Source organism: Roseobacter sp. HKCCA2468, from assembly GCF_037805105.1.
Taxonomy (GTDB): Bacteria; Pseudomonadota; Alphaproteobacteria; order Rhodobacterales; family Rhodobacteraceae; genus M30B80.
In genome coordinates this window covers 38,603-64,602 of the sequence record NZ_JBBLYN010000001.1, presented here as the reverse complement: position 1 = coordinate 64,602, position 26,000 = coordinate 38,603, and the positions used below count along the sequence as shown (strand labels likewise).

24 protein-coding genes, 2 tRNA genes and 1 pseudogene are annotated in these 26,000 nt (G+C 56.8%); 14 read left to right on the top strand and 13 right to left on the bottom strand.

Annotation, left to right across the window (positions count from 1 at the left end):
* The 3 genes from AAC620_RS00305 to AAC620_RS00295 all read right to left on the bottom strand — a co-directional run bounded on the left by AAC620_RS00305 (nucleotide 1) and on the right by AAC620_RS00295 (nucleotide 2,225).
* Nucleotides 1-531, bottom strand: a complete 531-nt coding sequence (locus tag AAC620_RS00305; protein ID WP_317655233.1) for a division/cell wall cluster transcriptional repressor MraZ — start codon at nucleotides 529-531, stop codon at nucleotides 1-3.
* Nucleotides 532-716: 185 nt separating this feature from the next.
* A complete protein-coding gene (locus AAC620_RS00300; RefSeq protein ID WP_340242214.1) occupies nucleotides 717-1,022 on the bottom strand; it encodes a hypothetical protein in 306 nt (101 codons plus the stop codon).
* 75 nt (nucleotides 1,023-1,097) lie between these two features.
* Nucleotides 1,098-2,225 (bottom strand): Mrp/NBP35 family ATP-binding protein, encoded by a 1,128-nt coding sequence (locus tag AAC620_RS00295; RefSeq protein WP_340242213.1) that lies wholly within the window; start codon nucleotides 2,223-2,225, stop codon nucleotides 1,098-1,100.
* A 294-nt stretch (nucleotides 2,226-2,519) separates the two neighbouring features.
* On the opposite strand from AAC620_RS00295, the gene AAC620_RS00290 reads away from it, so the two are divergent.
* On the top strand, nucleotides 2,520-2,741 hold the full coding sequence (locus AAC620_RS00290) for a DUF1127 domain-containing protein (RefSeq protein ID WP_317655235.1): 222 nt from the start codon (nucleotides 2,520-2,522) through the stop codon (nucleotides 2,739-2,741).
* Between the two features lie 303 nt (nucleotides 2,742-3,044).
* Here the strand turns inward: AAC620_RS00290 and AAC620_RS00285 are convergent, their stop codons facing one another.
* Complete coding sequence (locus AAC620_RS00285; protein ID WP_340242212.1) at nucleotides 3,045-5,477, bottom strand: ATP-dependent helicase; 2,433 nt, start codon at nucleotides 5,475-5,477, stop codon at nucleotides 3,045-3,047.
* A 112-nt stretch (nucleotides 5,478-5,589) separates the two neighbouring features.
* Between AAC620_RS00285 and AAC620_RS00280 the strand changes: the two genes are divergently transcribed.
* The 5 genes from AAC620_RS00280 (at nucleotide 5,590) to AAC620_RS00260 (ending at nucleotide 11,917) form a co-directional block, all read left to right on the top strand.
* Entirely contained in the window at nucleotides 5,590-6,741 is a 1,152-nt protein-coding gene (locus AAC620_RS00280) for an alpha-hydroxy acid oxidase (RefSeq protein WP_340242211.1), read from the top strand.
* Nucleotides 6,742-6,796: 55 nt separating this feature from the next.
* Nucleotides 6,797-7,189: a hypothetical protein gene (locus tag AAC620_RS00275; RefSeq protein ID WP_340242210.1), complete on the top strand. Its 393-nt coding sequence runs from the start codon at nucleotides 6,797-6,799 to the stop codon at nucleotides 7,187-7,189.
* A gap of 183 nt (nucleotides 7,190-7,372) precedes the next feature.
* On the top strand, nucleotides 7,373-10,816 hold the full coding sequence (locus AAC620_RS00270) for a pyruvate carboxylase (RefSeq protein ID WP_340242209.1): 3,444 nt from the start codon (nucleotides 7,373-7,375) through the stop codon (nucleotides 10,814-10,816).
* 148 nt (nucleotides 10,817-10,964) lie between these two features.
* Entirely contained in the window at nucleotides 10,965-11,669 is a 705-nt protein-coding gene (locus tag AAC620_RS00265) for a Flp family type IVb pilin (RefSeq protein ID WP_340242208.1), read from the top strand.
* Between the two features lie 173 nt (nucleotides 11,670-11,842).
* Nucleotides 11,843-11,917: transfer RNA gene (locus AAC620_RS00260), tRNA-Gly, on the top strand.
* A gap of 82 nt (nucleotides 11,918-11,999) precedes the next feature.
* On the opposite strand, the gene AAC620_RS00255 is transcribed toward AAC620_RS00260, so the two are convergent.
* Genes AAC620_RS00255 through AAC620_RS00245 form a run of 3 tightly spaced genes read right to left on the bottom strand, consistent with a single transcriptional unit; the run spans nucleotide 12,000 to nucleotide 15,465 of the window.
* Nucleotides 12,000-13,988, bottom strand: a complete 1,989-nt coding sequence (locus AAC620_RS00255; RefSeq protein WP_340242207.1) for a TRAP transporter permease — start codon at nucleotides 13,986-13,988, stop codon at nucleotides 12,000-12,002.
* A 20-nt stretch (nucleotides 13,989-14,008) separates the two neighbouring features.
* Nucleotides 14,009-14,449, bottom strand: coding sequence for a DUF1850 domain-containing protein (locus tag AAC620_RS00250; RefSeq protein ID WP_340242206.1), 441 nt, complete (start codon nucleotides 14,447-14,449; stop codon nucleotides 14,009-14,011).
* A 56-nt stretch (nucleotides 14,450-14,505) separates the two neighbouring features.
* Nucleotides 14,506-15,465 carry a TAXI family TRAP transporter solute-binding subunit gene (locus AAC620_RS00245; protein ID WP_340242205.1) on the bottom strand — a complete coding sequence of 320 codons (960 nt, stop codon included), beginning with the start codon at nucleotides 15,463-15,465 and terminating at the stop codon, nucleotides 14,506-14,508.
* Nucleotides 15,466-15,720: 255 nt separating this feature from the next.
* Between AAC620_RS00245 and hisB the strand changes: the two genes are divergently transcribed.
* From hisB to AAC620_RS00220, 5 genes are read left to right on the top strand one after another with little or no spacing between them, the layout of a single operon-like run.
* On the top strand, nucleotides 15,721-16,308 hold the full coding sequence (gene hisB / locus AAC620_RS00240) for an imidazoleglycerol-phosphate dehydratase HisB (RefSeq protein WP_317655243.1): 588 nt from the start codon (nucleotides 15,721-15,723) through the stop codon (nucleotides 16,306-16,308).
* A gap of 5 nt (nucleotides 16,309-16,313) precedes the next feature.
* The gene (gene hisH / locus AAC620_RS00235) at nucleotides 16,314-16,952 is read left to right on the top strand and encodes an imidazole glycerol phosphate synthase subunit HisH (RefSeq protein WP_340242204.1); all 639 of its coding nucleotides are present in this window, start codon (nucleotides 16,314-16,316) and stop codon (nucleotides 16,950-16,952) included.
* A 26-nt stretch (nucleotides 16,953-16,978) separates the two neighbouring features.
* Nucleotides 16,979-17,704: a 1-(5-phosphoribosyl)-5-[(5-phosphoribosylamino)methylideneamino]imidazole-4-carboxamide isomerase gene (hisA, locus tag AAC620_RS00230; RefSeq protein WP_340242202.1), complete on the top strand. Its 726-nt coding sequence runs from the start codon at nucleotides 16,979-16,981 to the stop codon at nucleotides 17,702-17,704.
* Nucleotides 17,704-18,465, top strand: coding sequence for an imidazole glycerol phosphate synthase subunit HisF (gene hisF / locus AAC620_RS00225; RefSeq protein WP_340242201.1), 762 nt, complete (start codon nucleotides 17,704-17,706; stop codon nucleotides 18,463-18,465). The genes hisA and hisF overlap by 1 nt, the downstream gene beginning before the upstream one ends.
* Nucleotides 18,462-18,773 (top strand): phosphoribosyl-ATP diphosphatase, encoded by a 312-nt coding sequence (locus AAC620_RS00220; protein ID WP_340242200.1) that lies wholly within the window; start codon nucleotides 18,462-18,464, stop codon nucleotides 18,771-18,773. The genes hisF and AAC620_RS00220 overlap by 4 nt, the downstream gene beginning before the upstream one ends.
* 153 nt (nucleotides 18,774-18,926) lie before the next feature.
* On the opposite strand, the gene AAC620_RS00215 is transcribed toward AAC620_RS00220, so the two are convergent.
* Nucleotides 18,927-19,217: a hypothetical protein gene (locus AAC620_RS00215; protein ID WP_340242199.1), complete on the bottom strand. Its 291-nt coding sequence runs from the start codon at nucleotides 19,215-19,217 to the stop codon at nucleotides 18,927-18,929.
* Between the two features lie 16 nt (nucleotides 19,218-19,233).
* Complete coding sequence (gene rlmB / locus AAC620_RS00210) at nucleotides 19,234-20,019, bottom strand: 23S rRNA (guanosine(2251)-2'-O)-methyltransferase RlmB (RefSeq protein ID WP_340242198.1); 786 nt, start codon at nucleotides 20,017-20,019, stop codon at nucleotides 19,234-19,236.
* Between the two features lie 97 nt (nucleotides 20,020-20,116).
* Here rlmB and AAC620_RS00205 point away from each other — a divergent pair.
* Nucleotides 20,117-20,200 (top strand) — tRNA-Tyr (locus AAC620_RS00205).
* Between the two features lie 30 nt (nucleotides 20,201-20,230).
* Here the strand turns inward: AAC620_RS00205 and gph are convergent.
* Nucleotides 20,231-21,028: a phosphoglycolate phosphatase gene (gene gph / locus AAC620_RS00200; protein ID WP_340242197.1), complete on the bottom strand. Its 798-nt coding sequence runs from the start codon at nucleotides 21,026-21,028 to the stop codon at nucleotides 20,231-20,233.
* Between gph and AAC620_RS00195 the strand changes: the two are divergent.
* Nucleotides 21,029-22,049: pseudogene (locus AAC620_RS00195) on the top strand (hypothetical protein).
* Between the two features lie 3 nt (nucleotides 22,050-22,052).
* Here AAC620_RS00195 and clpX read toward each other — a convergent pair.
* Entirely contained in the window at nucleotides 22,053-23,321 is a 1,269-nt protein-coding gene (clpX, locus tag AAC620_RS00190; RefSeq protein WP_317655252.1) for an ATP-dependent Clp protease ATP-binding subunit ClpX, read from the bottom strand.
* A gap of 153 nt (nucleotides 23,322-23,474) precedes the next feature.
* Nucleotides 23,475-24,101 carry an ATP-dependent Clp protease proteolytic subunit gene (locus AAC620_RS00185; protein WP_317655253.1) on the bottom strand — a complete coding sequence of 209 codons (627 nt, stop codon included), beginning with the start codon at nucleotides 24,099-24,101 and terminating at the stop codon, nucleotides 23,475-23,477.
* A gap of 160 nt (nucleotides 24,102-24,261) precedes the next feature.
* Between AAC620_RS00185 and AAC620_RS00180 the strand changes: the two genes are divergently transcribed.
* Nucleotides 24,262-24,918, top strand: coding sequence for a class I SAM-dependent methyltransferase (locus AAC620_RS00180; protein ID WP_340242196.1), 657 nt, complete (start codon nucleotides 24,262-24,264; stop codon nucleotides 24,916-24,918).
* 4 nt (nucleotides 24,919-24,922) lie between these two features.
* On the opposite strand, the gene AAC620_RS00175 is transcribed toward AAC620_RS00180, so the two are convergent.
* Nucleotides 24,923-25,969: a zinc ABC transporter substrate-binding protein gene (locus tag AAC620_RS00175; RefSeq protein ID WP_340242195.1), complete on the bottom strand. Its 1,047-nt coding sequence runs from the start codon at nucleotides 25,967-25,969 to the stop codon at nucleotides 24,923-24,925.
* Nucleotides 25,970-26,000 lie beyond the last annotated feature (31 nt).

Below are 26,000 nucleotides of genomic sequence, written 5' to 3'. Positions count from 1 at the left end.
TCATACGCCCCCGTCATGATCCATCGCTCCAACACCACCAGCCACGAGGGACAGCGGATCAAAGAACTCGTCACCTTGGGCAAGACTGTCAATCAGCGCATCAATTTGCGCCTCGGCGTCTTTTGCATCGCTTGGGTTGAGGATGTGAAACTTGTCGCCCATGCCTTGGAACAGCGCCTCATCGGCAAGCGCAATCTTGTCGCGCGCGGCCTGAGGCAGAACCAAACGGCCCGTGTCATCCACGGTGGTTTCATCACATTTTTGATAATAAAGAAATTCCAAGGCGCGGCGCACAGGCGTGCCCAAGGGCGCGCGGCGGATCATCGCGTCAATTTGGTCGAAGGCGTCACCAGACAGACATTCAAGGTAATTCTTCGATTTGTCGCCATAGGCAATATAAAGGCGCGGAGACGCGCCCGCCGTTGCCTTGGCATCGGAATTGGCAAGCACACGGCGAAACTTGACCGGAATCGAAATTCGGCCCTTCCCGTCCACCTTGTTCAGGCTCTCGCCCTGAAACCTGCGCTCCACTGCCCTGCCCTCGTTATGGCCCCAATGGCCGTTTCCCCGTCACATCTTCAAATTTTCCCGACCCGTGAAACGACAACGGCGGACCGAGACAGTTTTATGCCCGATCCGCCGCCCTCATCCCGTCATCGGGGGCCGATTGCGCAGCACATCTGGGGGGATGGTCTGCTCGCTTACGCAACGGCGCTTCAGCAATTGAGATGCCTGTATGAACACCTGCCTAGAGTTCTTTTTTTATTATATGCGCCCGCCTGTTTCAGGTTCTGGGCGCGTCTCTTTTGCTGTGCCATCTTTGTCTCATGGAAATATTTCCCAATCAATCCCTTTTTTTGGGAATTTTCCCCAAGATGTGCCTCTAAAGGTCTGAAAATTGCAGCATCTTGTGCCAAAATGGAAAAACCACCCCTGCATGGGGTGGTTTGGAAAATCTCAACCACAATATCTTGATTTTCGGGGCGGCCTTCGATTTGGGGCGAAATGGGGGAAATTTCCACCCAACCGCGCCAGATCTCGCAAAATCAGCGCATTTTCGCGCCCAATTACACGAATCACCTTTGGTTTTTAGGTGATTATGCCATGCCACCGGCCACAAGACGGGCGGCCAATTGTGCATAGGCCTCGGCGGCTGCGCCCTCGCTGGCGGCAATCGGCGTGCCGGCATCCCCCGCCAAGCGTGTTTCAAGGGAGATCGGCAAAGCACCCAAGAACGGCACGCCCATCTTTTCGGCCTCAGCCGCCACGCCGCCCTGCCCGAAGATATGCGCCTCATGCCCACATTCGGGGCAAACAAAGCCCGACATATTCTCGACCAGACCCAAAACGGGGGTCTTGAGAGTGGCAAACATATCAAGCGCCTTGCGCGCATCCAGAAGGGCCACATCCTGCGGGGTAGAGACAACAATCGCACCTGTCAGCTTTGAGCGCTGGCACAGCGTCATCGCCACATCCCCCGTTCCAGGCGGCAGGTCGACCAAAAGGATATCCAATTCGCCCCACTCAACTTGGGTCATCATTTGCTGCAACGCGCCCATCAACATCGGCCCGCGCCAAACAACAGCCTTTTCTTCGGGCAGCATCAGACCAATCGACATGAATGTGACGCCATGATTGTGCAAAGGCAGGATGGTTTTGCCATCAGGCGAAGCGGGGCGTTTGGTCAAACCCATCATGCGCGGCTGTGAAGGCCCATAGATATCTGCATCCAACAGGCCCACTTTGCGCCCCTGCCGCGCAAGGGCCACGGCGAGGTTTGAAGATAATGTGGATTTTCCAACACCCCCTTTGCCCGATCCAATCGCGATGATCCGCGCAACGCCCTTGGGGTTCATCGGCTCCGATTGCGGCTTGGCATGGCCCCCGATTTTCAGACTTGGGGGGCCATCGGGCGCAGGTTTCGCAGAGTGCGGGGCCTGCTGGGGGGCTTGTTGCGGGGCTTGGGTCGGTGCGGTCAGGGCTATTGAAACGGCGCTCACCCCCGCCTGCGCTTCAAGGGCCTGTTGCAACGCGGCCCGAAACCCCTCGAGAGCCCGCGCCGCCTGCGGCGTTTCTGCTTCGATAATGAATGTGATGCGGCCATCTTCGACTCGCAACGCCCGAACCATATCGCGGGAAATCAGATTTCCGCCGTCTGGAAGGGCAAACTGTGCCAAAAATGCATCAACTTCTGCGCGGGTGATCTGCGACTTTCCGTCCGACATTGGGTGGCAACTCCACGTTTTGGCTCACTCGTCCTTATGTCGCGCGGCGCATGCGCGGCTGCAACCCCCTCTTTTGCTCATAAAATAGGCAAAAAACACGAAAGTGACAAAATTATGAAATAGGTCAGCATTTGCCATGCATTTGCTGCATAGCAGAATTGACAAGAAGGCCTATTGTGCAATCGCAGCAATTACCTACATTCATCCGTGTCAGGCCAACATGGCTTGGAACCAAAGCGCTTCGGATAACCCAACAGCGCGAGCGGTTATGAATATGAACTAAGGATTACTGAAATGGCCTATCTTGCCACACGCCACGCACCGAGCTTGAGCTTCGCCGAACGTCTGGGGGAAATGAAATCCCACCTGACCGCAGCGATCAAAGCCCGCCGCGTCTATCAGCGCACATTTGATGAGCTGAATAGCCTGAGCGACCGCGAGCTGGCCGATTTGGGCATCGCGCGCAGCAACCTGCGCAACATCGCCCTTGAGGCTGCTTACGGGCGTTACGCCTGAAACACGGGAACATCTCTCGCTTCTCCTCCTCCCTTGAAGCGCGGGATTTAGCGGGAACCACTTCCTCCTCCCTTAGTGGTTCTCGCAAGAACAAGGGTCAAAAGACCCGCAAGGACGCGCCCCTCCTCCTCCCTTGGGGCCGTATCACGGCAAGGATCCGCTCCTCCCTTAGGATCCGCGCCGCCACAACTGCGCCCTCTCCCTCCTCCCTTGGGGGTGTGGTTGAAAAAAAGAAGCGGTGATGCCTCCTCCTCCCTTGGCATCACCGCTTTTTTATTTTCGAAATGCTGAGATGAGCTGCGTTTAAAAGGGCTGATCGCCCGCGCTGTCCGCCGCAACAACAAAGCGCGCCACCACTTTTTTCACGCCTGCCTTGTCAAAAGCCACATCAAGCTTGTCACCCTCAATCGCGGTAATTGCCCCATAGCCAAATTTTTGGTGAAAGACGCGCTCGCCCAGATCAAAAGGAACCGTTGCCGCCTCGTCAAAACCCGCGCGCTTGCTTTCGCGGGGTTGGCTGAGGCCATATTCCCCCTGCCGCGCCTGCAAGCGCCGCCACCCTGGTGAATTATAGGCATCTGCCTGCGCTGCGCGGTCTGGCAGGTTCGAGGCAATCTGCATTTGAGAAACAGGTGACGCTGACTGCCCCATTCCGTGGCTTTGATGACCATAAAGCCCTGGCGGGGTTAAAATCTCGACATGGGCTTCGGGCAATTCATCGATAAAGCGCGAGGGCATCTGGCTTTGCCATTGGCCGTAAACACGGCGATTGCCCGCAAAGGAAATTGTGCAAAGCTCCTCGGCCCGTGTGATACCCACATAGGCCAAGCGGCGCTCCTCCTCTAATCCTTTGATCCCTTCTTCATCCATCGCACGCTGGCTTGGGAACAGGCCATCTTCCCAACCCGGCAAAAAGACTGCGGGATATTCCAGCCCCTTGGCCGCGTGCAAAGTCATCAAGGTGACCTTGGCCTGACCATCATCTTGCTCATTATCCATGATCAGGCTGACATGTTCGAGAAAGCCTTGCAGGTTTTCGAATTGCTCAAGCGCCTTGACCAATTCCTTGAGGTTCTCAAGCCGCCCTGGGGCCTCGGGGGTTTTGTCGTTTTGCCACATGGCGGTGTAGCCCGACTCCTCCAAAATCGTTTCGGCCAATTCGATATGGCTCAGACCTTCGGGATTTTCGCGCTCGATCAGATCATCGGTGGCGGGGCCTGCAACCACACCCTCGCGCATTAGATTGCGCCAATGGGCAATCTGCAGCACGAAACGGGCCAATTCCTTGCCCCCCTTGCCGCCAATCGCACCACTTTCCACCGCCATCGCCGCCCCTTGCAAAAGGCTGACGCCATTGCGGCGGGCGATCTCATGGATGGTGGCCTGCGCCTTGTCGCCAAGCCCGCGTTTGGGGGTGTTCACGATCCGCTCAAAGGCCAGATCATCCTCAGGGCTGATCACAAGGCGGAAATAAGCCATGGCATCACGAATTTCCAACCGTTCGTAAAAGCGCGGGCCACCGATGACGCGATAGGGCAGGCCAATGGTGAGGAAACGATCCTCAAAGGCGCGCATCTGATGGCTGGCGCGCACGAGAATGGCGATTTCCTCGGGGCCAATCGCACGCAATCCGCGCGTGCCAATACCAAGCGCCTCGATCTCCTCGCCGATCCAGCGCGCCTCCTCCTCGCCATCCCAGTGGCCGATCAGACGCACAGGCGCGCCGTCCTCGCCTTCTGTCCACAACTCCTTGCCAAGACGCTGCGAATTGCCCGCGATCACCGCAGAGGCGGCTTTTAAGATATGGCCAGTCGAGCGGTAATTCTGCTCAAGGCGGATCACAGCGGCCCCTTTGAAATCTGCCTCAAAGCGCAGAATATTACCCACCTCGGCCCCACGCCATCCGTAGATGGATTGGTCATCATCCCCCACCACGCAAAGATTGGAATGCCCCTGCGCCAAAAGACGCAGCCATAAATACTGGGCCACATTGGTATCTTGATATTCATCGACCAAAATAAAGGCGAACTGGCGCTGATACTGCTGCAAAACATCTTCATGCGCCTGAAAGATGGTTACCATATGCAACAGCAAATCGCCAAAATCACAGGCATTCAACGCAACAAGGCGCTGTTGATAAAGCGCATATAGCTTTGGCCCCTTGCCGTTAAAGGCCCCACTTTCAGCGGCGGGCAGCGTATCGGGACGCCATGCGCGGTTTTTCCAATGATCGATGATCCCCGCCAACATCCGTGGCGGCCAGCGCTTGGCGTCAATGCCCTCGGCCTCGATCAATTGTTTCAGCAGGCGGATTTGATCATCTGTGTCCAAAATCGTGAAATTGGATTTCAGCCCAACCAATTCTGCATGGCGGCGCAAAAGTTTAACGCAGATCGAATGGAACGTGCCAAGCCAGGCCATGCCTTCGGTTGGATGACCAAGGGCCGCGCTGACGCGTTCGCGCATCTCGCGCGCGGCTTTATTGGTGAAGGTCACGGCCAGAATACTGCGCGGCGTGGCGCGGCCTGTGGAGATCAAATGTGCAATCCGCGCGGTCAAGGCGCGGGTTTTGCCCGTGCCTGCGCCCGCCAACATCAACACGGGGCCGTCCAAGGTTTCTACGGCCTTGCGTTGCTCTGGGTTCAACCCCTCCAGATAGGGCATGGGCCGCAGGGCAGCGGCCCTCTGCGACAGGGGAACGGTGGCGGCAAGGGTGTTATTTTCAGAACTGCTCATGAGCGGAACCATAACGATATTCGCGCGGCTCGAAAAGATATGTTCTGTAATTGTTCGCAAAACCTTATGTCAGGGTTTACAAGGGTTAAATTTTGCGCACAGGATCGCCGCCATGACACAGTTCCACAGCCGCTATCCCGCCCTGAGCGATCTCAAATCGCGTGCCCGTGCGCGGATCCCGCATTTCGTTTGGGAATATCTCGACAGCGCCACTGGCAGCGAGTCCGTGCTGCGGCGCAATCGTGCCGCGCTTGATGCCGTCTTGATGCAGCCCGCAGCCTTGCGCGGGGAAATTACACCTGACCTGTCCTGCCGCCTCTTGGGGCGGGACTATCCCCAGCCCTTTGGCATCTCGCCCGTAGGGATGTCAGGCCTTGTCTGGCCCGATGCAGAGCGGATTTTGGCGGCATCTGCCGCGCGGGCGCAGATGCCCTATTGCCTCTCGACTGTGGCCACCCGCACCCCCGAAGAGGTGGCAGATCACATTGGAGATCAAGGGTGGTTTCAGATGTATCCGCCGCGCGATGCAGGCATTCGGCGCGATATGCTTGCACGCGCAAAAGGGGCAGGGCTTCACACGCTGGTGTTGACTGTGGATGTGCCTGCCGCCAGCCGCCGAGAAAGGCAGACGCGGGGCGGGCTGACACAGCCCCCGCGCCTCACCCCACGCCTTGCGCTACAGGTGGCGCGCTGCCCGTCTTGGGCATTTGGCACCCTAAAACACGGGATGCCCCGGATGCGGCTGATGGATGGATATGCGCCCAAGGAAATGACGGGCGGCACCCTGCCCTCGACCGCGCATATCGGTTACCTTCTGCGCGCCGCGCCCGACTGGGAGTATCTGCGCATTTTGCGCGAGGAATGGCAGGGCGCGTTGATCCTGAAGGGCGTGATGGAGTCTGAGGTCGCGGCCCAAGCCCAAGCCGATGATCTAGCCGATGCGATTTGGGTATCGAACCATGCGGGGCGTCAGTTTGATGGTGCGCCTGCGGCGCTTGACGCCCTACGCGCCATTCGCCGCGCCACCACCCTGCCCCTCATTTTTGACAGTGGGATTGAAGGGGGATTGGATATTTTGCGCGCCTTGGCCCTTGGCGCAGATTTCGTCATGATGGGCCGTGCGTGGCATTACGCGCTAGGTGCGCTTGGCGCGGATGGCCCTGACCATTTGGTTGACCTCTTGCGCAAAGACATGATTTCGAACATGGCACAGATTGGCGCGCGCCGCTTTGCCGACCTGCCGGCGCGGCTGTTAACCCTTTAACCAAAGCGGGCAATTGCCCTCGCCGTGCCTGTTAATAAATGTTAACATGCTCTCCATGACCGAGGCTGACCTGATCCCGATTATTTGCGCGATGCTGCTTGGCGGCGAGGCCGAATTGCGCCTGCCCTATAGCTTGAACGACAGCGCCCATTATGTGCGGGTGGATTGCGTCACAGACACCCATGCCATCGAAATCGGGCTGGATGATCGCCGCTCGTCCCTCGACAGTTTGCAACAGGCCTTGTTTTACGGCGCGCTCTTGGATCGCGCGCCCATGGTGATCTTGATCGACACGGACGGGCGGGAAGACCCAACCGAATTTCAGGTTGAAACCGCAGCGCGGGCCACGGGCGTGTCATACCGCGTGATTGATGTGGATTTCCTGATACGTCTGCAAATGACCGCGCCATTTCGCAACCGCCGCATCGACACTGATCTGACGCAATAATTGCATTTGAAAAGGGCAAAACCCTATTTTCACGGCTGATTGACTCTTGCCGCGTTGCAGTTAATGCTGCTTTGCAGCGATGACGATAGAACAGATCATAAAAAGTTTTGTGACAGGTGGCCGAACCGCGCGACCTGAGTTTCCTTGCCCCTCCCTTCCGTTTTGACAGCTCAAGGACATGATATGCCCGAATTCAAGAAAATCCTGATCGCCAACCGCGGTGAGATTGCCATCCGCATCATGCGCGCGGCCAATGAGTTGGGAAAACGCACCGTGGCGATCTATGCCGAAGAAGATAAGCTGTCGCTGCACCGCTTTAAGGCAGACGAGGCTTATAAGGTGGGCGAAGGTTTGGGGCCTGTTGCGGCCTATCTGTCGATCCCTGAAATTATTCGCGTGGCCAAAATGGCGGGGGCTGATGCCATCCACCCCGGCTACGGGCTTTTGTCCGAGAACCCCGATTTTGTCGAGGCTTGCGCCGCGGCGGGTATCACCTTTATTGGCCCCAAGGCTGACACGATGCGTGCCTTGGGTGACAAGGCCAGCGCGCGGCAGGTGGCGATTGCCGCAGGGGTGCCCGTGATCCCCGCCTCCGAGGTTTTAAGCGATGACATGGCCCGCGCCCGCGAAGTCGCGCGCGAAATTGGATATCCGTTGATGCTGAAGGCCTCATGGGGCGGCGGCGGGCGCGGTATGCGCCCAATCCTTGGCGAAGACGAGCTTGAAACAAAAATCCGCGAAGGCCGCCGCGAGGCAGAAGCCGCCTTTGGCAATGGCGAGGGCTATCTTGAAAAGATGATCACCCGCGCGCGCCATGTTGAGGTGCAGATCTTGGGCGACAGCCATGGCAATATCTATCACCTCTATGAACGCGATTGTTCGGTGCAACGGCGCAACCAAAAGGTGGTGGAACGCGCCCCTGCCCCCTATCTGACCGAGGCGCAGCGCAGCGAGATTTGCGAGCTTGGTCGCAAGATTGCGGCCCATGTGGGCTATGAATGCGCGGGCACTGTTGAATTCCTAATGGATATGGACAGCGGGAATTTCTACTTCATCGAAGTAAACCCGCGCGTGCAGGTGGAGCATACTGTGACCGAGGAGGTCACAGGCATTGATATCGTGCGCGCCCAGATTTTGATTGCCGAAGGCAAAACCCTGCTTGAGGCCACGGGCGTGGCGGCGCAAGATGAGGTCACGCTGTCGGGCCATGCCATTCAGTGCCGCGTGACAACCGAAGACCCAACCAACAATTTCATTCCCGATTATGGCCGCATCACCGCTTATCGCGGGGCAACAGGGATGGGCATCCGCCTTGACGGCGGAACGGCCTATTCGGGCGCGGTCATTACGCGCTATTATGACAGCCTCTTGGAAAAGGTGACGGCATGGGCGCCCACGCCCGAGGCCGCAATTGCGCGCATGGATCGGGCCTTGCGCGAATTTCGTATTCGCGGGGTTTCAACCAATATCGCCTTTGTCGAAAACCTGCTCAAGCACCCAACATTTTTGAATTACGAATATACAACGAAATTCATCGACACCACGCCGGAACTTTTTGACTTTGCGCCGCGCCGCGACCGCGCAACCAAAATCTTGCGCTATATCGCGGATATTACGGTGAACGGGCATCCTGAAACGGTTGGCCGCCCCCGCCCTGCGGCTGATCTTAAACCACCGCGCGCGCCGCATGTGGGAACCGATCCTGTCACCGATGGCACAAGGCAGCTGCTTGAGCGTGAAGGCCCGCTTGCGGTTGCCAAATGGATGAAAGATCAAACACGGCTTTTGATCACTGACACAACCATGCGCGATGGCCACCAATCGCTGCTTGCGACACGGATGCGCTCACATGATATGATTCAAGTGGCCCCTGCCTATGCCGAGAAACTGCCGCAGCTGTTCAGCGTAGAATGTTGGGGCGGGGCGACATTCGATGTGGCCTATCGTTTCTTGCAGGAATGCCCATGGCAGCGCCTGCGCGATATTCGTGCGAAAATGCCCAACATCATGACGCAGATGCTTTTGCGCGCCTCGAATGGTGTGGGCTATACGAATTACCCTGACAATGTGGTGCAAAGTTTCGTCAAACAAGCGGCGCAGTCGGGGGTCGATGTCTTTCGCGTCTTTGACAGCCTCAACTGGGTTGAGAATATGCGTGTGGCCATGGATGCGGTCGGTGAAACGGGCAAAATCTGTGAAGGCACAATTTGCTACACGGGCAACATCCTTGACCCCAATCGCGCGAAATATGACGTCACATATTATGTCGATATGGCCCGCGCGCTTGAGGCCGCAGGGGCGCATGTTTTGGGCCTTAAGGATATGGCGGGATTGTTGACGCCTGCCGCGGCATCGGTGCTGATCCCCGCCTTGAAGGATGCGGTTGATCTGCCCATCCACTTCCACACCCATGACACGGCAGGTGTTGCCTCTGGCACCATTCTGGCGGCCAGTGCGGCAGGTGTTGACGCGGTCGATTGCGCCATGGATGCCCTATCGGGCAATACCAGCCAAGCGACACTTGGCACGATCGTGGAATCCTTGCGCTATACCGAACGCGACACAGGTCTGGACATCGCGGCAATCCGCGAGATTTCGGATTACTGGGAGGCGGTGCGCGCCCATTACTTGGCCTTTGAATCAGGGCTACAGGCCCCTGCATCCGAGGTCTATTTGCACGAAATGCCAGGTGGCCAATTCACCAATCTCAAGGCACAGGCGCGCTCCATGGGCCTTGAAGAACGCTGGCACGAAGTGGCGCAGATGTATGCGGATGTGAACCAAATGTTCGGCGACATTGTCAAAGTGACGCCATCCTCCAAAGTGGTCGGGGATATGGCCCTGATGATGGTGTCCCAAGGTCTGAGCCGCGCCGATGTGGAAGACCCGCAGAAAGACGTCTCTTTCCCCGATAGCGTGATCGACATGATGCGCGGGAATTTGGGCCAACCCCATGGCGGCTTCCCCCCTGCAATTGTGGCGAAAGTTCTCAAAGGCGAGGCACCAAATTTCGAACGGCCCGGCAAGCATCTGCCCCCCGTTGATCTGGAGGCCACGCGCAAGGAATTGGAAGCTACACTTGATGAGGCGGTCGATGATGAAGACCTCAACGGCTATTTGATGTATCCCAAGGTCTTTACCGATTACGCCATGCGTCACGCCGATTACGGCCCTGTGCGCACCTTGCCTACAAAAACCTTTTTCTATGGGATGGATGTTGGCGAGCAAATCGAAGTCGAAATTGACCCAGGTGTGACGCTGGTTGTGCAGTTGCAAGCGGTCGGGGACACCAACGAAGAAGGCGAGGCCAAAGTCTTCTTTGAATTGAACGGCCAACCCCGCACCATCCGCGTGCCAAACCGCAAAGCCGCCGCAAGCAGCACCAAACGCGCCAAGGCCGAAGGCGGCAACCCTGCGCATATCGGTGCGCCGATGCCGGGGGTTGTGGCCTCAATCGCCGTGTCAAACGGGGCCGAGGTTAAGGCGGGGGATCTTTTGCTGACCATCGAGGCGATGAAAATGGAGACAGGCCTGCACGCGGAACGCAATGGTCGAATCAAATCTGTGCATGTCACCCCTGGCGCCCAGATTGACGCAAAAGACCTGCTGATCGAGTTCGAAGCCTAAGAGATTGTTGCGGCGCTGTGGATAGTGCCGCAACATCCCGCCAATCGTTCAAAAATCAGAAAATACTCAGCGGAAATTAACCAGTTTCGCCACAATTTGGCCTTTCCAAGCCAGTAGCCATCATCAGGGGCATAGTTTGGAGAGCAACATGAAACATGGCGAGAGGATTACCCGTTTTTTACGGGATGAAACTGGCGCAGTGACCGTGGATTATGTCGTCCTGTCGGGCGCACTCACGGGCGTTGGTGTGACGACCGCCGCGGCAGTATCAGGTGGCGTCAACACCTTGGCGCAAAACATCGCATCAGAACTGATGGGAACATCCGCACAGACGCAAAATATCTTAGCGTCTGACGGGTTCGCGGGCGGGGATCGTGCAGGATGGACGGGCGGCACGGTGATGGATATCGACCAATTTGGTGAACTGTTGGTGATGGCCGCAGGCGAAACCATGACCCGCACAGCTGAGATTCCAGAAGGCACTGAACAGGTGACTTTCTCCTTTGATGTGGCCTCTGGCGACACAGTGGATTTGGAAACCGCCTTCTTTTATCTGAATGATGAGCTGATCACCCACCTCAACTCGCAAAGCCGGCCAACCGATAGCGAGGAGACCAACCTTGCCTTCCTTGGCAATGATGGTGGCACGCCTGCAGGGTTTTCTGCGCGATATGAAACAATCCGTATCAACGAGAATATCGGCGGCGATCCTTATTGGAAGGACTCAATCACGCGGGTTTACCTAACCATGGACAACCCACCTCCTGAGGTGACCTTTGCCATGACAAACAACCTGAACGAAAGCATAGATAATGAATTCTATGGCCTCGACAATTTCGAGGTAAGTTACTGAGCCACGCGGATCAGAACATCCCCCGCCCTGTGGCCACGGCCTTGAGGCGGGGATTTTCCCAACCTGAAATCAGCTCAAAAATGCGCATGGCAAATGGCGCAAAAAAACGCGCGCATTGTGGAATTTCCCCCTTGCAAACCCTGATCCATGGTCATAGAACCCCTCCTCACAGAGCGGGCGTAGCTCAGGGGTAGAGCATTACCTTGCCAAGGTAAGGGTCGTGAGTTCGAATCTCATCGCCCGCTCCAATCTTCAAAATCGAAGATGTTAGAAAAAAACCCTCTCGATTGCGAGAGGGTTTTTTCTTGTGTCATGATTAGACCCAACCGCTTAGGTTTTTGCCTGATAGGGGTGCTGTTTGGCCTGCCACCAGTTAAGCCCCAAAAGGACAAGGATCGCGACAAGACCGAGCGCCTCAACCATGGCCGATGACCAAAAGACCGCAACAATCGCAGGGATCAGCGCCGCACGGTGCCAAAGCGGCATCGTGGTGAAGAGAAACCCTTCAAGGACAGCAGCAAAGGCCACAATCCCCGCAAGCGCCAAGATGCCTGCAAAAATGACCATATGCAGCGGGCCACCAAGGATGATCTCATCATTATAGACCATGAAGAGCGGGATCAGATAGAGGCCCTTGGCGTATTTCCACGCCTGAAAACTGGTCTCCATCGGTTTTGATCCTGCAATGGCCGCGCCTGCAAACCCTGCCAATGCGACAGGGGGGGTGACGTTGCTGTCTTGGCTATACCAAAACACCACCAAATGCGCGATCAACAGCGGCACGCCAAATTCCGTGGTCAAGGCAGGGCCGACCAAGATGATCAAAACAATATAGGCCGCGGTGACAGGCAGGCCCATACCAAGGATCAAGGAGGCCAAGATCACGAGGATCAACGCCAAGAACAGATTGCCGCCTGAGAAGGCCAACATCATGGCCGAGAATTTCAGACCCAACCCTGTGAGCCCGACAACCCCCACAATCACCCCCGCCACGGCACAGGCGACTGAAACGGCAACCGCGTTGCGCGCCCCAAGTTCAAGCGCCTCAAGGGTCAAGGCCCCGCCACGTTTGCACAGGGCAACAAAGCCTTCGACACTAGGCGCGTCCTTTGAAAATGTCCAAAGCGCGCGTGCCGCTGCCGCCGCCATCACAGCCACAATCGCGTAGAACCCCACCCGCATCGGTGAATATCCTGCCACCAATAAAAAGATCAGCGCCACAAGCGGAAAGATGAAATGCCATCCTTCGCGCATCACTTGGCGCACGCTGGGGAGTTCTGCCGCAGTCAAGCCTCGCATCCCCTGTTTGACAGCCGCAATATGCACAAGCAGGTAGACGGCCCCAAAATAGAGAAAGGCTGGGAAAATCGACACCAACACGATGTGAACATAGGGCAATTGGGTAAATTCACTCATCAAAAAGGCGCCTGCCCCCATCAAGGGCGGCATGATCTGCCCCCCTGTTGAGGCAGCGGCCTCTACCCCGCCCGCTTGGGCAGGGCGATAGCCCAGTTTTTTCATGAGCGGGATTGTGAAGGCCCCCGTTGTGACCACATTTGCGATGGCCGAGCCTGAGATTGACCCCATCCCCGCAGAGGCAACAACGGCCGCCTTGGCAGGCCCGCCGCGTTGACGGCCTGTTGTGGCATAGGCCAGATCAATGAAAAATTTGCCTGCGCCCGTCACCTCAAGGAAAGCGCCAAAGAGAACAAATACAAAAATGAATGTCGCAGCCACCCCCAAGGGAATGCCATAAATCCCCTCGGCCCCCAACGTCATTTGACTTGCCAAGCGATCCAAGGAATAGCCGCGATGGTTTAGGATGCCGGGCATGAAATCTGCCAAAAACGGCAGTTCCCCGCGCGACCCTGCAAAAGCATAAAGCAAGAACACGCCCGCGATCACCGTCATCACCCAACCGACCGCGCGGCGCGCAGCCTCAAGCACCAAGAGAACGGTCAAAACCCCCATTGCAACATCGATGTCACGGGGAAAGATTTGATTTGCGATTGTGTCAATGTTTACAGGCACCCAAGCCCCAACCGCGATAGAGGCCAGAATGAGAAAGCCATCTATCGCATATTCTAAGGGACTGCGCCCTTTGGCGCGGCCACGGGGCGGATAGATCAAGAAACACAGAACAAGGATAAAACCCAAATGGATGGGCCTTTGATAGAACAGCCCCAAGGGCTGAACACCCGCAGCGTAAAGTTGAAACAGCGACAGCGCGATGCCCACCACAGCGATCAAGCGCAGGATCAATTTCGGTTCAGCCGCGTCTTTTGGGCCAATATCTGTGATGTCGATTTGATCTGCCATACCCCAAATCCTTTTGTTCGTTACGGGATCAGCGCAATGCGCACCCGCTGATGTTCTGCCATGCGCGAGAGCGAGATTTCAGTCGCGCCCGCGTGGATACGGTGATCCACCGCCATCGAACCTGGCCGCAAGATATAGGCATTGCCTGCGACAGGCTCGTTAATGTCTTCAATGATATAACCGCCCTGCCCGTCAGAGATTTGTCGACCGCGGCCAATGATATGGTCAAGACCCGCGGCAAAATCTGGCAGATGCGACCAAACAAGCACCATTTGCCCGTTCTGCATCGCGTAGCAATCTTGCACTTCAAACCCTTTGACAGAATGCCGCCACAGCACACACCATTCAGCGGGATCAGGAAGGTCAATTTCGGCCAATACCGCGCCGGTCTCGGCCAAACTCACCTCAAGCGATGCGGCATGACTGGTCTGCGGCAGCAGCAACAGCGCCGCCCCTGCCATCAAAGAGAAAAAAGGGGCAGCGCAGATGCGCCACCCCTTTGCATGACGTCCTAACATTAGGGGCGCATACGGTCAGGAATTGTTGCGCCTGTTTCTTCGTAATACCGAATTGCACCAGGATGCAGCGGGATCGGAGAAGCCGACAAAGTGAAGCTGATCTCGGTTTGGTTCGCCGCAGGATGCACGGCGCGCAGATCTGCAATGTTTTCAAACATCGCTTTGGTGATCTCGTAAACCGTGTCTTCGCTCATCTCAGAGGATGCGACCAAGACGTTTGGAATGCCCAAACCTGCCACGGGTGCATCGACCCCCTCATAAAGGCCGCCTGCCAACTCGGCGCTGGCGAAAATCGGATCAGCCGCTTGCGCTGCGGCAATCTCTTCTTCGCTGAGGGCGATCATGCGGATCGAATTGGTGGTGGCGAGGTTCAAAATAGACGAGGTCGGCGCACCCACCGAGAAGAAACCCGCATCAATATCGCCATTGGCCAATGCATCTGCGGTTTCGTTAAAGTTCAGGCGCTGCTCGTCAATGTCATCATAGGAAATGCCATTGGCGCTCAAAATAGCCTCTGCGTTCACTTCAGTGCCCGAACCGGGCGCGCCGACTGACACGCGCTTGCCCACCAGATCATCAAGCGTGGTGATGCCGCTATCGGCCAAGGTCACGATCTGCACGAGGTTTGCGTAAAGAACCGCAACGCCGCGGATCATCTCAAGCTGCTGACCTTCAAAGCGACCTGTGCCTGATTGCGCCTGAAACACAGTATCGGCCAAACCAATCGCCAGATCCGCGTCCCCTGTGGCCACAAGGCCCATATTTTCGACTGATGCGCCGGTCACTTCGGCTGTTGCAGAATACCCATCAACGTAGTTGTTGATCACCTCGGCCAAACCACCCCCCATGGGATAGTAAACGCCGCCTGTGCCGCCTGTGGCGATGGAAAGCTGCTCTTGCGCCGCAACGGGGCTTGCGAGCAGGGCCAAAGCGAAGGCCAGTTTATGCGTATGTTTCATCCGATGTCCTCCCTAGACAATTAATGGTGCCATGGAGGTTGAGTTAAGGTGATGGAGCAAGGGATCAAATATTAATTTCGCTCTGGTTTTCCGAGAGCCCTGAACCAATGGGCGGAAAAGGACACATCTGCCCGAGATTTGCGTGTCAGAACCGACACATCGCGTAAATTTGCCCTGCGCATTGGCGGGCTTGGCACGAAAGCCACATCCGCCTATAAGCCCCCTGTGACACAGCACACGATAAGGATATGCCCCATGCGCCGCGCAAAGATCAGCCGCAGCACGACCGAGACATCCATTGAGGTTGAGATCAATCTCGATGGCACAGGTGCCTATGATGTGAAAACAGGGGTCGGCTTTTTTGATCACATGGTCGAACAACTGGCCCGCCATTCGATGATCGATATCACATTGCGCGCGCAGGGCGATTTGCACATTGATGACCACCACACGGTCGAGGATAGCGGGATCGCGCTTGGTCAGGCAATTGCCGAGGCTGTTGGCGACAAGGCTGGGATTCGCCGCTACGGTGCCTGTCTTTTGCCGATGGATGATGCCTTGGTGCGGGCGGCCCTTGATCTGTCGGGGCGACCCTATCTGGTCTGGAATGTGGCCATGACAGCCCCCAAAATCGGCACATTCGACACCGAACTTCTGCGCGAATTCTTTCAGGCGCTCTCCACCCATGGGGGGATCACCCTGAATATTGCACAGCTTGACGGGGTCAACAGCCACCACATTGCAGAGGCGGCCTTTAAGGCCGTTGCCCGTGCGCTGCGCGAAGCGGTGGAAGAAGACCCCCGCCGTGCGGGCGCAATCCCCTCCACCAAGGGCAAGCTGTAATCGCCGTGACCACCGTTCTAATTGATTACGACAGCGGCAATCTGCATTCGGCGGAAAAAGCCTTTCAACGCATGGCGCGCGAAACGGGCCAAGGCATGGTGCGGGTCAGCAACCGCCCCGAGGATGTGGCAACAGCAAGCCGTATCGTCTTGCCAGGCGATGGGGCGTTTCCCGCCTGCCGCCGCGGCCTCGCCGCGATTGAAGGGCTGGAGGAGGCGATTGTCGAAGCGGTGACCAAACGCGCTGTTCCCTTTTTGGGCATTTGCGTGGGGATGCAAATGTTGGCCGATGAGGGCCATGAATATGAAACCGTCTCAGGCTTTGGCTGGGTCGCGGGCGATGTGCGCAAGATCACACCCAATGATCCCGCCCTCAAAGTGCCGCATATGGGGTGGAATGATCTGGTCATCGACCAACCCCACCCCGTTTTAGAGGGTATCGCCACAGGCGCGCATGCCTATTTCGTGCATTCCTATCACATGGAGATGCGCGACCCCGCCCATCGTTTGGCCCATTGTGATTATGGCGGCGATGTCACCGCAATTGTGGGCCATGCCAATGTGATCGGCACGCAGTTCCACCCGGAAAAAAGCCAAGAGGCGGGCTTGCGCCTGATTGCAAATTTCCTCAATTGGGCGCCGTAACCTCGGTTAGAAAGACCATAGATAAGATGATCCTTTATCCCGCGATTGACCTCAAAGATGGACAGGCCGTGCGCCTTTACAAAGGCGAAATGGAACAGGCGACTGTGTTCAACGACAATCCTGCCGCGCAAGCGCGCGCCTTTGTGGACGCGGGGTGTGAATATCTGCATTTGGTTGATCTTAATGGGGCTTTTGCAGGCACGCCCGTTAATGGCGCTGCGGTTGAGGCAATTTTGGCCGATGTCGATGTGCCAACGCAGCTTGGTGGGGGCATCCGCGACATGGCCACGATAGAGATGTGGCTTACGCGCGGCATATCGCGGGTCATTCTTGGCACCGTGGCCGTGGAAAACCCCGATTTGGTGCGCGAAGCCGCGCGCCACTTCCCCAATCAAATCGCTGTGGGTTTGGACGCGCGCGAGGGCCGTGTCGCCACCCGTGGTTGGGCTGAAGAAACCGATATCATGGTGACCGATTTGGCCAAATCCTTTGAGGATGCAGGTGTGACCGCGATTATCTACACCGACATCAATCGCGATGGCGCAATGGCTGGCCCAAATATCGAGGCGACTGAGGCTCTGGCGCGCGCAACCACACTGCCTGTGATTGCCTCGGGCGGTGTGTCATCATTGGCTGATCTCATCGCCTTGCGCGACACAGGCGTGATTGCAGGCGCGATTTCGGGCCGCGCGCTCTATGATGGCGCGATTGATCTAGCGGCGGCCTTGGCCGCGTTGCGTGAGGGCGCGTAATGCTCAAGACACGGATCATCCCCTGCTTGGACGTGGCCGATGGCCGCGTGGTGAAGGGTGTGAATTTCGTGGATTTGATTGATGCAGGCGACCCTGTCGAACAGGCCCGCGCCTATGATGCGGCAGGCGCGGATGAGCTGTGTTTCCTAGACATCCATGCCACGCATGAAAACCGCGGCACCATGTATGATCTGGCCACCCGCACCGCGGAGCAATGTTTCATGCCACTGACCATAGGTGGTGGGGTGCGCACAGTGGAAGATGTCCGCAATCTGCTTCTGGCAGGCGCCGATAAGGTCAGCTTTAATTCCGCAGCTGTGGCTGACCCCGATGTGGTGGCCCGCGCCGCCGATAAATTCGGCAGCCAGTGTATTGTCGTGGCCATTGACGCCAAAACCGTCAGCCCAGGCAAATGGGAGATTTTCACCCATGGCGGGCGCAAACCCACGGGGATTGATGCGGTGGAATTCGCAAAACTGGTCACCCAAAAAGGCGCGGGCGAGATTTTGCTGACTTCGATGGATCGGGACGGCACTAAATCGGGCTTTAACCTGCCCCTGACCCGCGCGGTTTCTGACGCGGTGAATGTGCCCGTGATCGCCTCAGGCGGGGTGGGGAATTTGGATCACTTGGTCGAAGGGGTGACCATCGGCAAGGCAAGCGCGGTTTTAGCCGCCTCGATTTTTCATTTCGGAACCTATACGATTGCCGAAGCCAAGGCGCATATGGCCAAGGCAGGCATCCCAATGAGGCTGACATGAGTGATATTCTGATCCAATTGGCCAAAACGATCGAAGCCCGCAAAGGCGCCGATCCCGAAAGCAGTTGGACCGCAAAACTCCTGTCCAAAGGCCCCGAAAAAGCCGCCGAGAAATTCGGCGAAGAGGCGGTTGAGGCCATTATCGAGGCCGTAAAGGGCGACACGGCGGCGCTGACGCGGGAGGCCGCCGATGTGATTTATCACTTGATGGTCATGCTTGCCGCGCGCGATGTTGCGCTCTCAGACGTCCTTGCCGAGCTTGAGCGCCGCACAAACCAAAGCGGGATTTCCGAGAAAGCCAACCGCTGAAAAAAACGCCTGCGGGCCAAAGGCGCGCAGGCGATAAGTTACGGAACGAGGGACAGTAACATTGCCCAACATGGCGTTCCGAAGCCACATTGGCATATGTTAAAGATATGCATGCACAGCGCGCGTAAAAGACCTGCCCACGAATTTGTGAGATCAGTCGAGGATGTCTTCGACCAGATCAAAAATCTCGCCAAAGGCCTTTTTCCAAAGCTTCTTCTTTTTCTTCTGCGCGGATTTCTTGCGTCCTTGGCCAAATTCTGTAACGGGGCGCGATTTTGGCGGCGCATATTTCGCTGACCCGCTTGGGGATTTCAGCGCCTTCATCTCATGTAAAGGCGCGCCACATGATCCACAGGCCAGTTCATGCCCACCCCGCGCGGTTAGTTCCAGAACCGTGCGCCGCCCACAATAGCAGCAGGTGGCAATTTTGCGATCATGGGGCATTGGCACCCCCTCCTCATTACGGTTTTGCTCTTACCGCATATAGGGAGACTGCCGCCGCATTTGAGACATTGAGCGATCCAAACTCGCCCAAAAAGGGGATTTTGACCAAATGGTCACACAACTCGCGGGTGCGTTCCCGTAATCCTGGCCCCTCAGCCCCGAGAACCAAGGCAAGGGGGCGATCCCGATATTGATCTGCGATGCTGTCAATCTCATCTTCAGCCTCGCCCGCAAGGCCGAGGCAGATATACCCCATCGCCTTAAGTTCTTCCATCGCATCGCCAAGGTTTTTGACCCGCAGATAGGGTTGCCGCTCCAACGCGCCCGAGGCCGTTTTGGCAAGCGCGCCTGTCTCGGGCGCGGCATGGCGGGCGGGGGCGATCACCGCACGCGCGCCGAAAACTTCGGCTGAGCGTAGGATTGCGCCGACATTATGCGGGTCTGTGACCCGATCCAGCAGCAACAGCCGCGCAGGCCCGTGACCATCCGACAACGCCAGATCAGCCAGACTGCCCCAATCGAGCGCCTTAACCTCGAGGGCTGCCCCTTGATGGACAGATTGCGGATCAAGCGGCGCGTTGAATTTGCGCGGATCCACCAATTCTGGCTCAATCGCGGCCATTGCAATTGCATCGGCCAGTTTGTCATGTGCGTTTTTGGTAACAATCAGGCGCAATTTCTGCCGCGCAGGATTCATCAGCGCATCTCGCACTGCGTGTAGTCCAAACAGCCAAATCGTAGCGGCCGCAGCCGCCTTTGCGCCGCGTTCCTTTTCCACCACCCATGTTGGTTTTTTTGCCATGGCTGACCTTGATCACTCTGCGCGAAAAACTGCAAGCCAAAAGCGCGCATTTGCCCTTGACCCTGAGGCCTGTGGCGGCTATCCCGCCTCTCGCGTCGGGCGACGTGCTGCAAGGTGCGGCAGCGGACTGTAACTCCGCCGGGGAGACCCATGCCTGGTTCGATTCCAGGGTCGCCCACCATTCTCCCCCTCATGGACTTGGTGGTTTGATTTAGGCCTCACAGGCCAAAATTGACTGAATTTGCGCGGCCATATCGCGGTGATGGCTGAAACTTGCCGCGCGCTCCATCTCGGCCAAGCGGCCATGATTATAGCCCTCCGTATAAAGCAGAAACGGCACGCCTGCCGATTTGGCGGTCAGGGCATCGGTCATGCTATCGCCCACATAGATCACAGGCGAAACCCCAAGCGCCGCAATCACGGCCTGCAAAGGGGCGGGGTCTGGTTTGCGCTGCGGCAGGCTATCGCCTGCGATGACATGATCGAAATAGCCATCCAGATCGAAATGCGCCAAAACCGATTGCGTGGGCAGCAGCGGTTTATTGGTGCACAGGCCCAAACGATGCCCTGCCGCGCGCAAATCATCAAGCGCGGCCACTGCGCCCTCGTAAATTACGGTGTGATCATGCGCCTCGACATAGACCTGTTGAAATCGGCGGTGGCGCGCCACAAACCCCGCCTCAGGCAGGTTGCGCAGCTTTGACATCCGCTCGACAAAGACGCGCGCGCCATTGCCAATAAATGACTTTGTCTCATCAAGGCTGATGGGGGCGGCCCCCTCCTCGGCCAAGACGGCATTGGCGGTGGCGCAAATATCAGGCGCCGCATCAATCAGCGTGCCGTCGAGGTCGAAAATGATGGCGGCCATTTGCCCATGCCCCTTTTGTCGTGCGTCTTGCTCCTCTATCGCAGTGCGAAACGGGCTTGCCAAGGGCGGCTCGGTGATTTGCCTCGTGACAGCGCAGGGAAACGGGCCTAAGCATAAGCTGTCCAAAGGGTTACGGGACATATGGCCAAAGCACAAACATCACAGGCGCACCCCGCGTCTAAGCAGAATTTTGACATCGTCATCATTGCCCAAGCGGGGCGGTGGCAATATGAGGCGGCGCTGTTTGCGCTGTCTTTGCGCGCCTATTCCCCCCGTTTTTCAGGCAAGCTCTATGTGGCCGAACCGCAGCCCGGGCCGCTTTGGCCCAAAGACCCGCGCATCAATGACCCTCAGGTCAAGGGTTTGTTGCGCGATTTAGGGGCGGAGATCTTACCGTTTGAAAACCGTCATTTTGGTGCGCCCTACCCCTACGGCAACAAGATCGAAGCGTTAAGCGCGATGCCCGATGGGCGGCCTTTCCTCTTCTTTGACAGTGATACGCTGATCACGGACGAGCTGCGCAATGTGCCTTTTGATTTCAGCCGCCCCTCTGCCTCGCTGCGGGTCAGCGGCACTTGGCCTGAACTGCCCCTTTACGGGCCCGATTATGCGGGCATTTGGGGGGCGCTCTATGGGCTGTTTGGGCTTGATATGGCGACAGCCGTCAATCCCGCATATCCGCCTGACTATTGGCGCCATTACCCCTATTTCAATGCGGGATTTTTCTATTATCACTCAGCCCCGCAATTCGGGGAGCGGTTTGCAGAATATGCCTGCACAATCCGCGACCGCGATTTGCCCGAACTTGCCTGTCAATCGCTTGATCCGTGGCTGGATCAAGTGGCGCTTCCCTTGGTTATCCACTCCTTCGGCGGGGGGCAGAGGCCCTGCCAAAGGGATATCTCGATGGCAGCCATTCCTGCCATTACCGCTTAATCCCATTGCTATATGCGCGGGAAAGCGATGCCGTGGTAGAGGCCTTAGAGGCGATCACAGCGCCCCAGAAATACAAAAAGGTTCTCAAGGCGTATGCCCCCTTCAAGCGGCTGATTTATCAGGGAAAAGGGCGTGAGGCCCGGGCCTTGTTCGATCAAAAAACCTGCCCCGAAAGGAGCAGGTTATTCGAAACAGACTGCGCAATGCAGGCTATTGGATGCGCTAGACCTTAACCTGCCGAGGAGGCGGCCTCATCCTTTTTGCGATCGGCATAGATCATCAGGGGCTGAACGTCTGACGTCACGGCCTCATCATTGACAACAACCTCCAACACGCCTTCCGCGCCTGGCAATTCAAACATGGTATCGAGCAGGATATCTTCCATGATTGAGCGCAGGCCGCGTGCACCCGTCTTACGCTCAATCGCACGCTTGGCAATCGCACTCAGGGCATCATCAGTGAATTTCAGCTTGACATCTTCCAGTTCAAAAAGACGCTGATACTGTTTCACAAGCGCGTTTTTCGGTTCGGTCAAAATCGTGACCAAAGCCGCCTCATCAAGATCGGTCAGCGTTGCGATCACGGGCAAACGGCCCACAAATTCGGGGATCAGGCCGAATTTCAACAGATCTTCTGGCTCAAGTTCCTTGAACATTTCACCGACACCGCGGCTGTCATTGTCTTTGACATCGGCACCAAAACCGATGGCCGACCCTTTGCCACGCTGCGCGATGATTTTTTCAAGACCTGCAAAAGCACCGCCGCAGATGAACAAGATATTAGTCGTGTCGACCTGCAAAAATTCCTGCTGCGGGTGTTTGCGGCCCCCTTGGGGCGGAACGCTTGCAACCGTGCCTTCCATGATTTTCAGAAGGGCTTGCTGCACCCCCTCGCCCGACACATCACGGGTGATGGAGGGATTGTCAGATTTGCGCGTGATCTTATCGACCTCGTCAATATAGACGATACCGCGCTGCGCACGATCCACGTTATATTCAGAGGCCTGCAGTAGCTTGAGAATGATGTTTTCCACATCCTCACCCACATAACCTGCTTCGGTCAGGGTGGTCGCATCAGCCATCGTGAACGGCACGTCCAAGATCCGCGCCAAGGTTTGGGCAAGGAGGGTCTTGCCGCAGCCAGTCGGGCCGATCAGCAAGATATTGGACTTCGCCAATTCAATCTCGGATTTATCGGAATGGTTCAGGCGTTTGTAGTGATTGTGAACCGCAACAGACAGCACGCGCTTTGCATGCTCTTGGCCGATCACATAGTCATCGAGAACCGCGCAAATGTCGCGCGGGCTTGGCACGCCGTCAGTGGATTTCAAGCTTGAGGATTTCGTCTCCTCACGAATGATATCCATACACAGCTCAACGCATTCATCGCAAATGAACACTGTCGGGCCTGCAATAAGCTTGCGAACCTCGTGTTGGCTTTTGCCGCAAAACGAGCAGTAAAGCGTATTTTTCGAGTCGCCACTGGCGGAATCTGCCATCTCAATCACCTTCGAACGGTTCGGCAGGAACGGCCCCTGCCGCAAACTATCTGCGCCTGTTTCATCTTTGGCTCATAGCGTAGAACAGCAAAACCGTCACCACAACGCCAAATTGCATTAGGCGAGGTCATATCTGCCCCGCCCGTGTCATTCTTACTTTTCTTCCAAGGCTGCGCGGCTTTCCACGATCTGGTCAATCAGGCCCCAAGCCTTGGCTTGTTCGGCATCCATGAAATTGTCACGCTCAAGCGCCTCGACCACTTTTTCGAATTTCTGGCCCGTATGTTTCACATAGATCTGGTTCAAGCGATCTTTCAGCTTTTGCGTCTCTTGTGCATGGATCATGATATCGGTCGCCTGACCCTGATACCCGCCTGAGGGCTGGTGCACCATGATGCGGCTATTGGGCAGGGAAAAGCGCATGCCCGCCTCACCTGCCGTTAGCAACAGCGACCCCATCGAGGCCGCCTGCCCCACCACCAAAGTCGAGACCTTTGGTTTGATATATTGCATGGTGTCATAGATCGACAGGCCAGATGTCACCACGCCGCCGGGGCTGTTGATGTACATCGAAATCTCTTTTGAAGGGTTTTCGGCCTCAAGGTGCAAAAGCTGCGCCACGATCAGGCTCGACATGCCGTCATGGATTGGGCCAGAGATGAAAATGATCCGTTCCTTCAGCAGGCGCGAGAAAATGTCATAGGCCCGCTCCCCGCGCGAGGTTTGCTCGACCACCATAGGCACAAGCGTGTTCATGTAGGTATCAATCGGATCTTTCATGGTGCATCCTCAACTGGGGTTAATTGCTGTTTTGGCGCTGTATCATCGAAGTGTTACCAAGAGTCTTAGTCTTGCAGGACAGGGGCTGCAAGGGTGGCACGCTTGACTTGTTGCCATATTCGCGCAATGCCGCAGACAAGATTTACGGGGAAATATCACAATGGCCAGACCTAGCGCGACCACGCTTGACTCCGAATGCACCGCAGAAGAGCGCACTCTTTTGATGGAAACCTTGAAAAATTCTGCATTTTCAGGGGCGCATTTGGAAATTGGCACCGCCGCGGGCGGCACATTGAAAGAGATGATGGGGCAATACGCGCCCGATGCCCGCCCAGATTTTTTTGTGATTGATCCGCTGACCTATTACCCCGATCAAGAAAATATCATCACCCGCAACCTGATATCGGCGGGGATTGACCCCAATCTGGTCACCTTTTGGAAAGGTGTGACCCAAGATTTCATCGATCCTGCCCGCGCGTCAGGGCAGATGTTTGATTTCGTTTTCATTGATGGTGACCATCGCCACTATTACGTCACTGTGGATTTGCAATGGGCCGATTGCGTCACCAAAGGTGGCGTTATTGCCCTGCATGATCACGGCGCGGCATTTCCTGGCGTGGGATGGGCGATTGACACGTTCCTCGCCCATAATCCCGATTTCAAAATTGAGGCGCGTGCAGGCAGCCTGACGATTTTGCGCCGCATTGCGGTCACCAAGCGCCCCGCTGTCACCGCCGCAGATTTGCGCCATGCGCGGCGCGTGCATCTGATGTTCCGCTGGAAGCGTAGCCTCAAAAAGCGGCTTGGCCTACGCTAGGCCATTAGCCCTTGCAGCCCGAAATACCTGTCGCCAAATCCCGCAAAAGCGCGGGGTAGAAATCGACACCCGTGGGGATATGCCCGCCATATGGGTCAATCACTGCGATTGAGACAGGGGCCGCATCGGCCACGGCGCTCAGGATATCTGGGTCGAATTGTGGCTCTGCAAACAGGCATTCAACCCCCTGCTCGGCCACAATCGTGCGAATTTCAGTCAGGCGCGCCGCCGAAGGGGCGCTTGCATCTGACAGGCTAATGGCCCCTTGCGCGGAAATATCAAACGCATCTTCAAAATACTGATAAGCATCGTGGAACACGATGAAGGCGGGCGGCGGCGTTGCCGCAAAATCCGCCTCGATTTGATCCGCGAGCTGTTCGACCTGCCGCGCGGCGTTTTCGGCATTTCTGCGATAGGTCTGTGCATGGTCGGGGTCTGCCGCCGCCAATTCCTCGGCAATCGCGGTCAGCCACAGGGCGGCATTGTCAGGATCAAGCCACGCATGGGGATCAATCGCGCCATCATGCGCATGGTCTTCGTGGCCCTCATCTTCGTGATCATCATGCCCGTGGTCGTCATGCCCGTGGTCGTCATGCCCGTGGTCGTCATGCCCGTGGTCGTCATGATCATCGTGACCTTGGTCATCATGGCCGTGATCATCGTGATCATCGTGGCGATGCGCCTCAAAACGCACATCTTCGCGAATGGGCAAGAGATCCGTCTGCGGCACCGACAAAAGCGCCATCTCTTTCCCCGCCCCCGCAAGATCAGCAATCGCCCCCGACAAGGCGGGTGACAGGCCAGCCCCGATCCAGACCACCAAATCAGCCTCTTGCAGCGCGCGCGCCTGCGAGGGGCGCAAGGCAAAGTGATGCGGACTTGTGGCTTGGTCGATCAACAAATCAGGCACACCGACCCCCGCCATGACCTGTGCCACAAGCGAATGCACGGGCGCGATATCTGTTACAACCCTCGGCACCTCTGCGACCGCCGCAGACGGCGTTGCCGCTGAAAAGGCGCAAATCACACCTGTGCCAAGTAAGAATCTCATAGACATCCGCGCACCTTCATGATTAGAACGG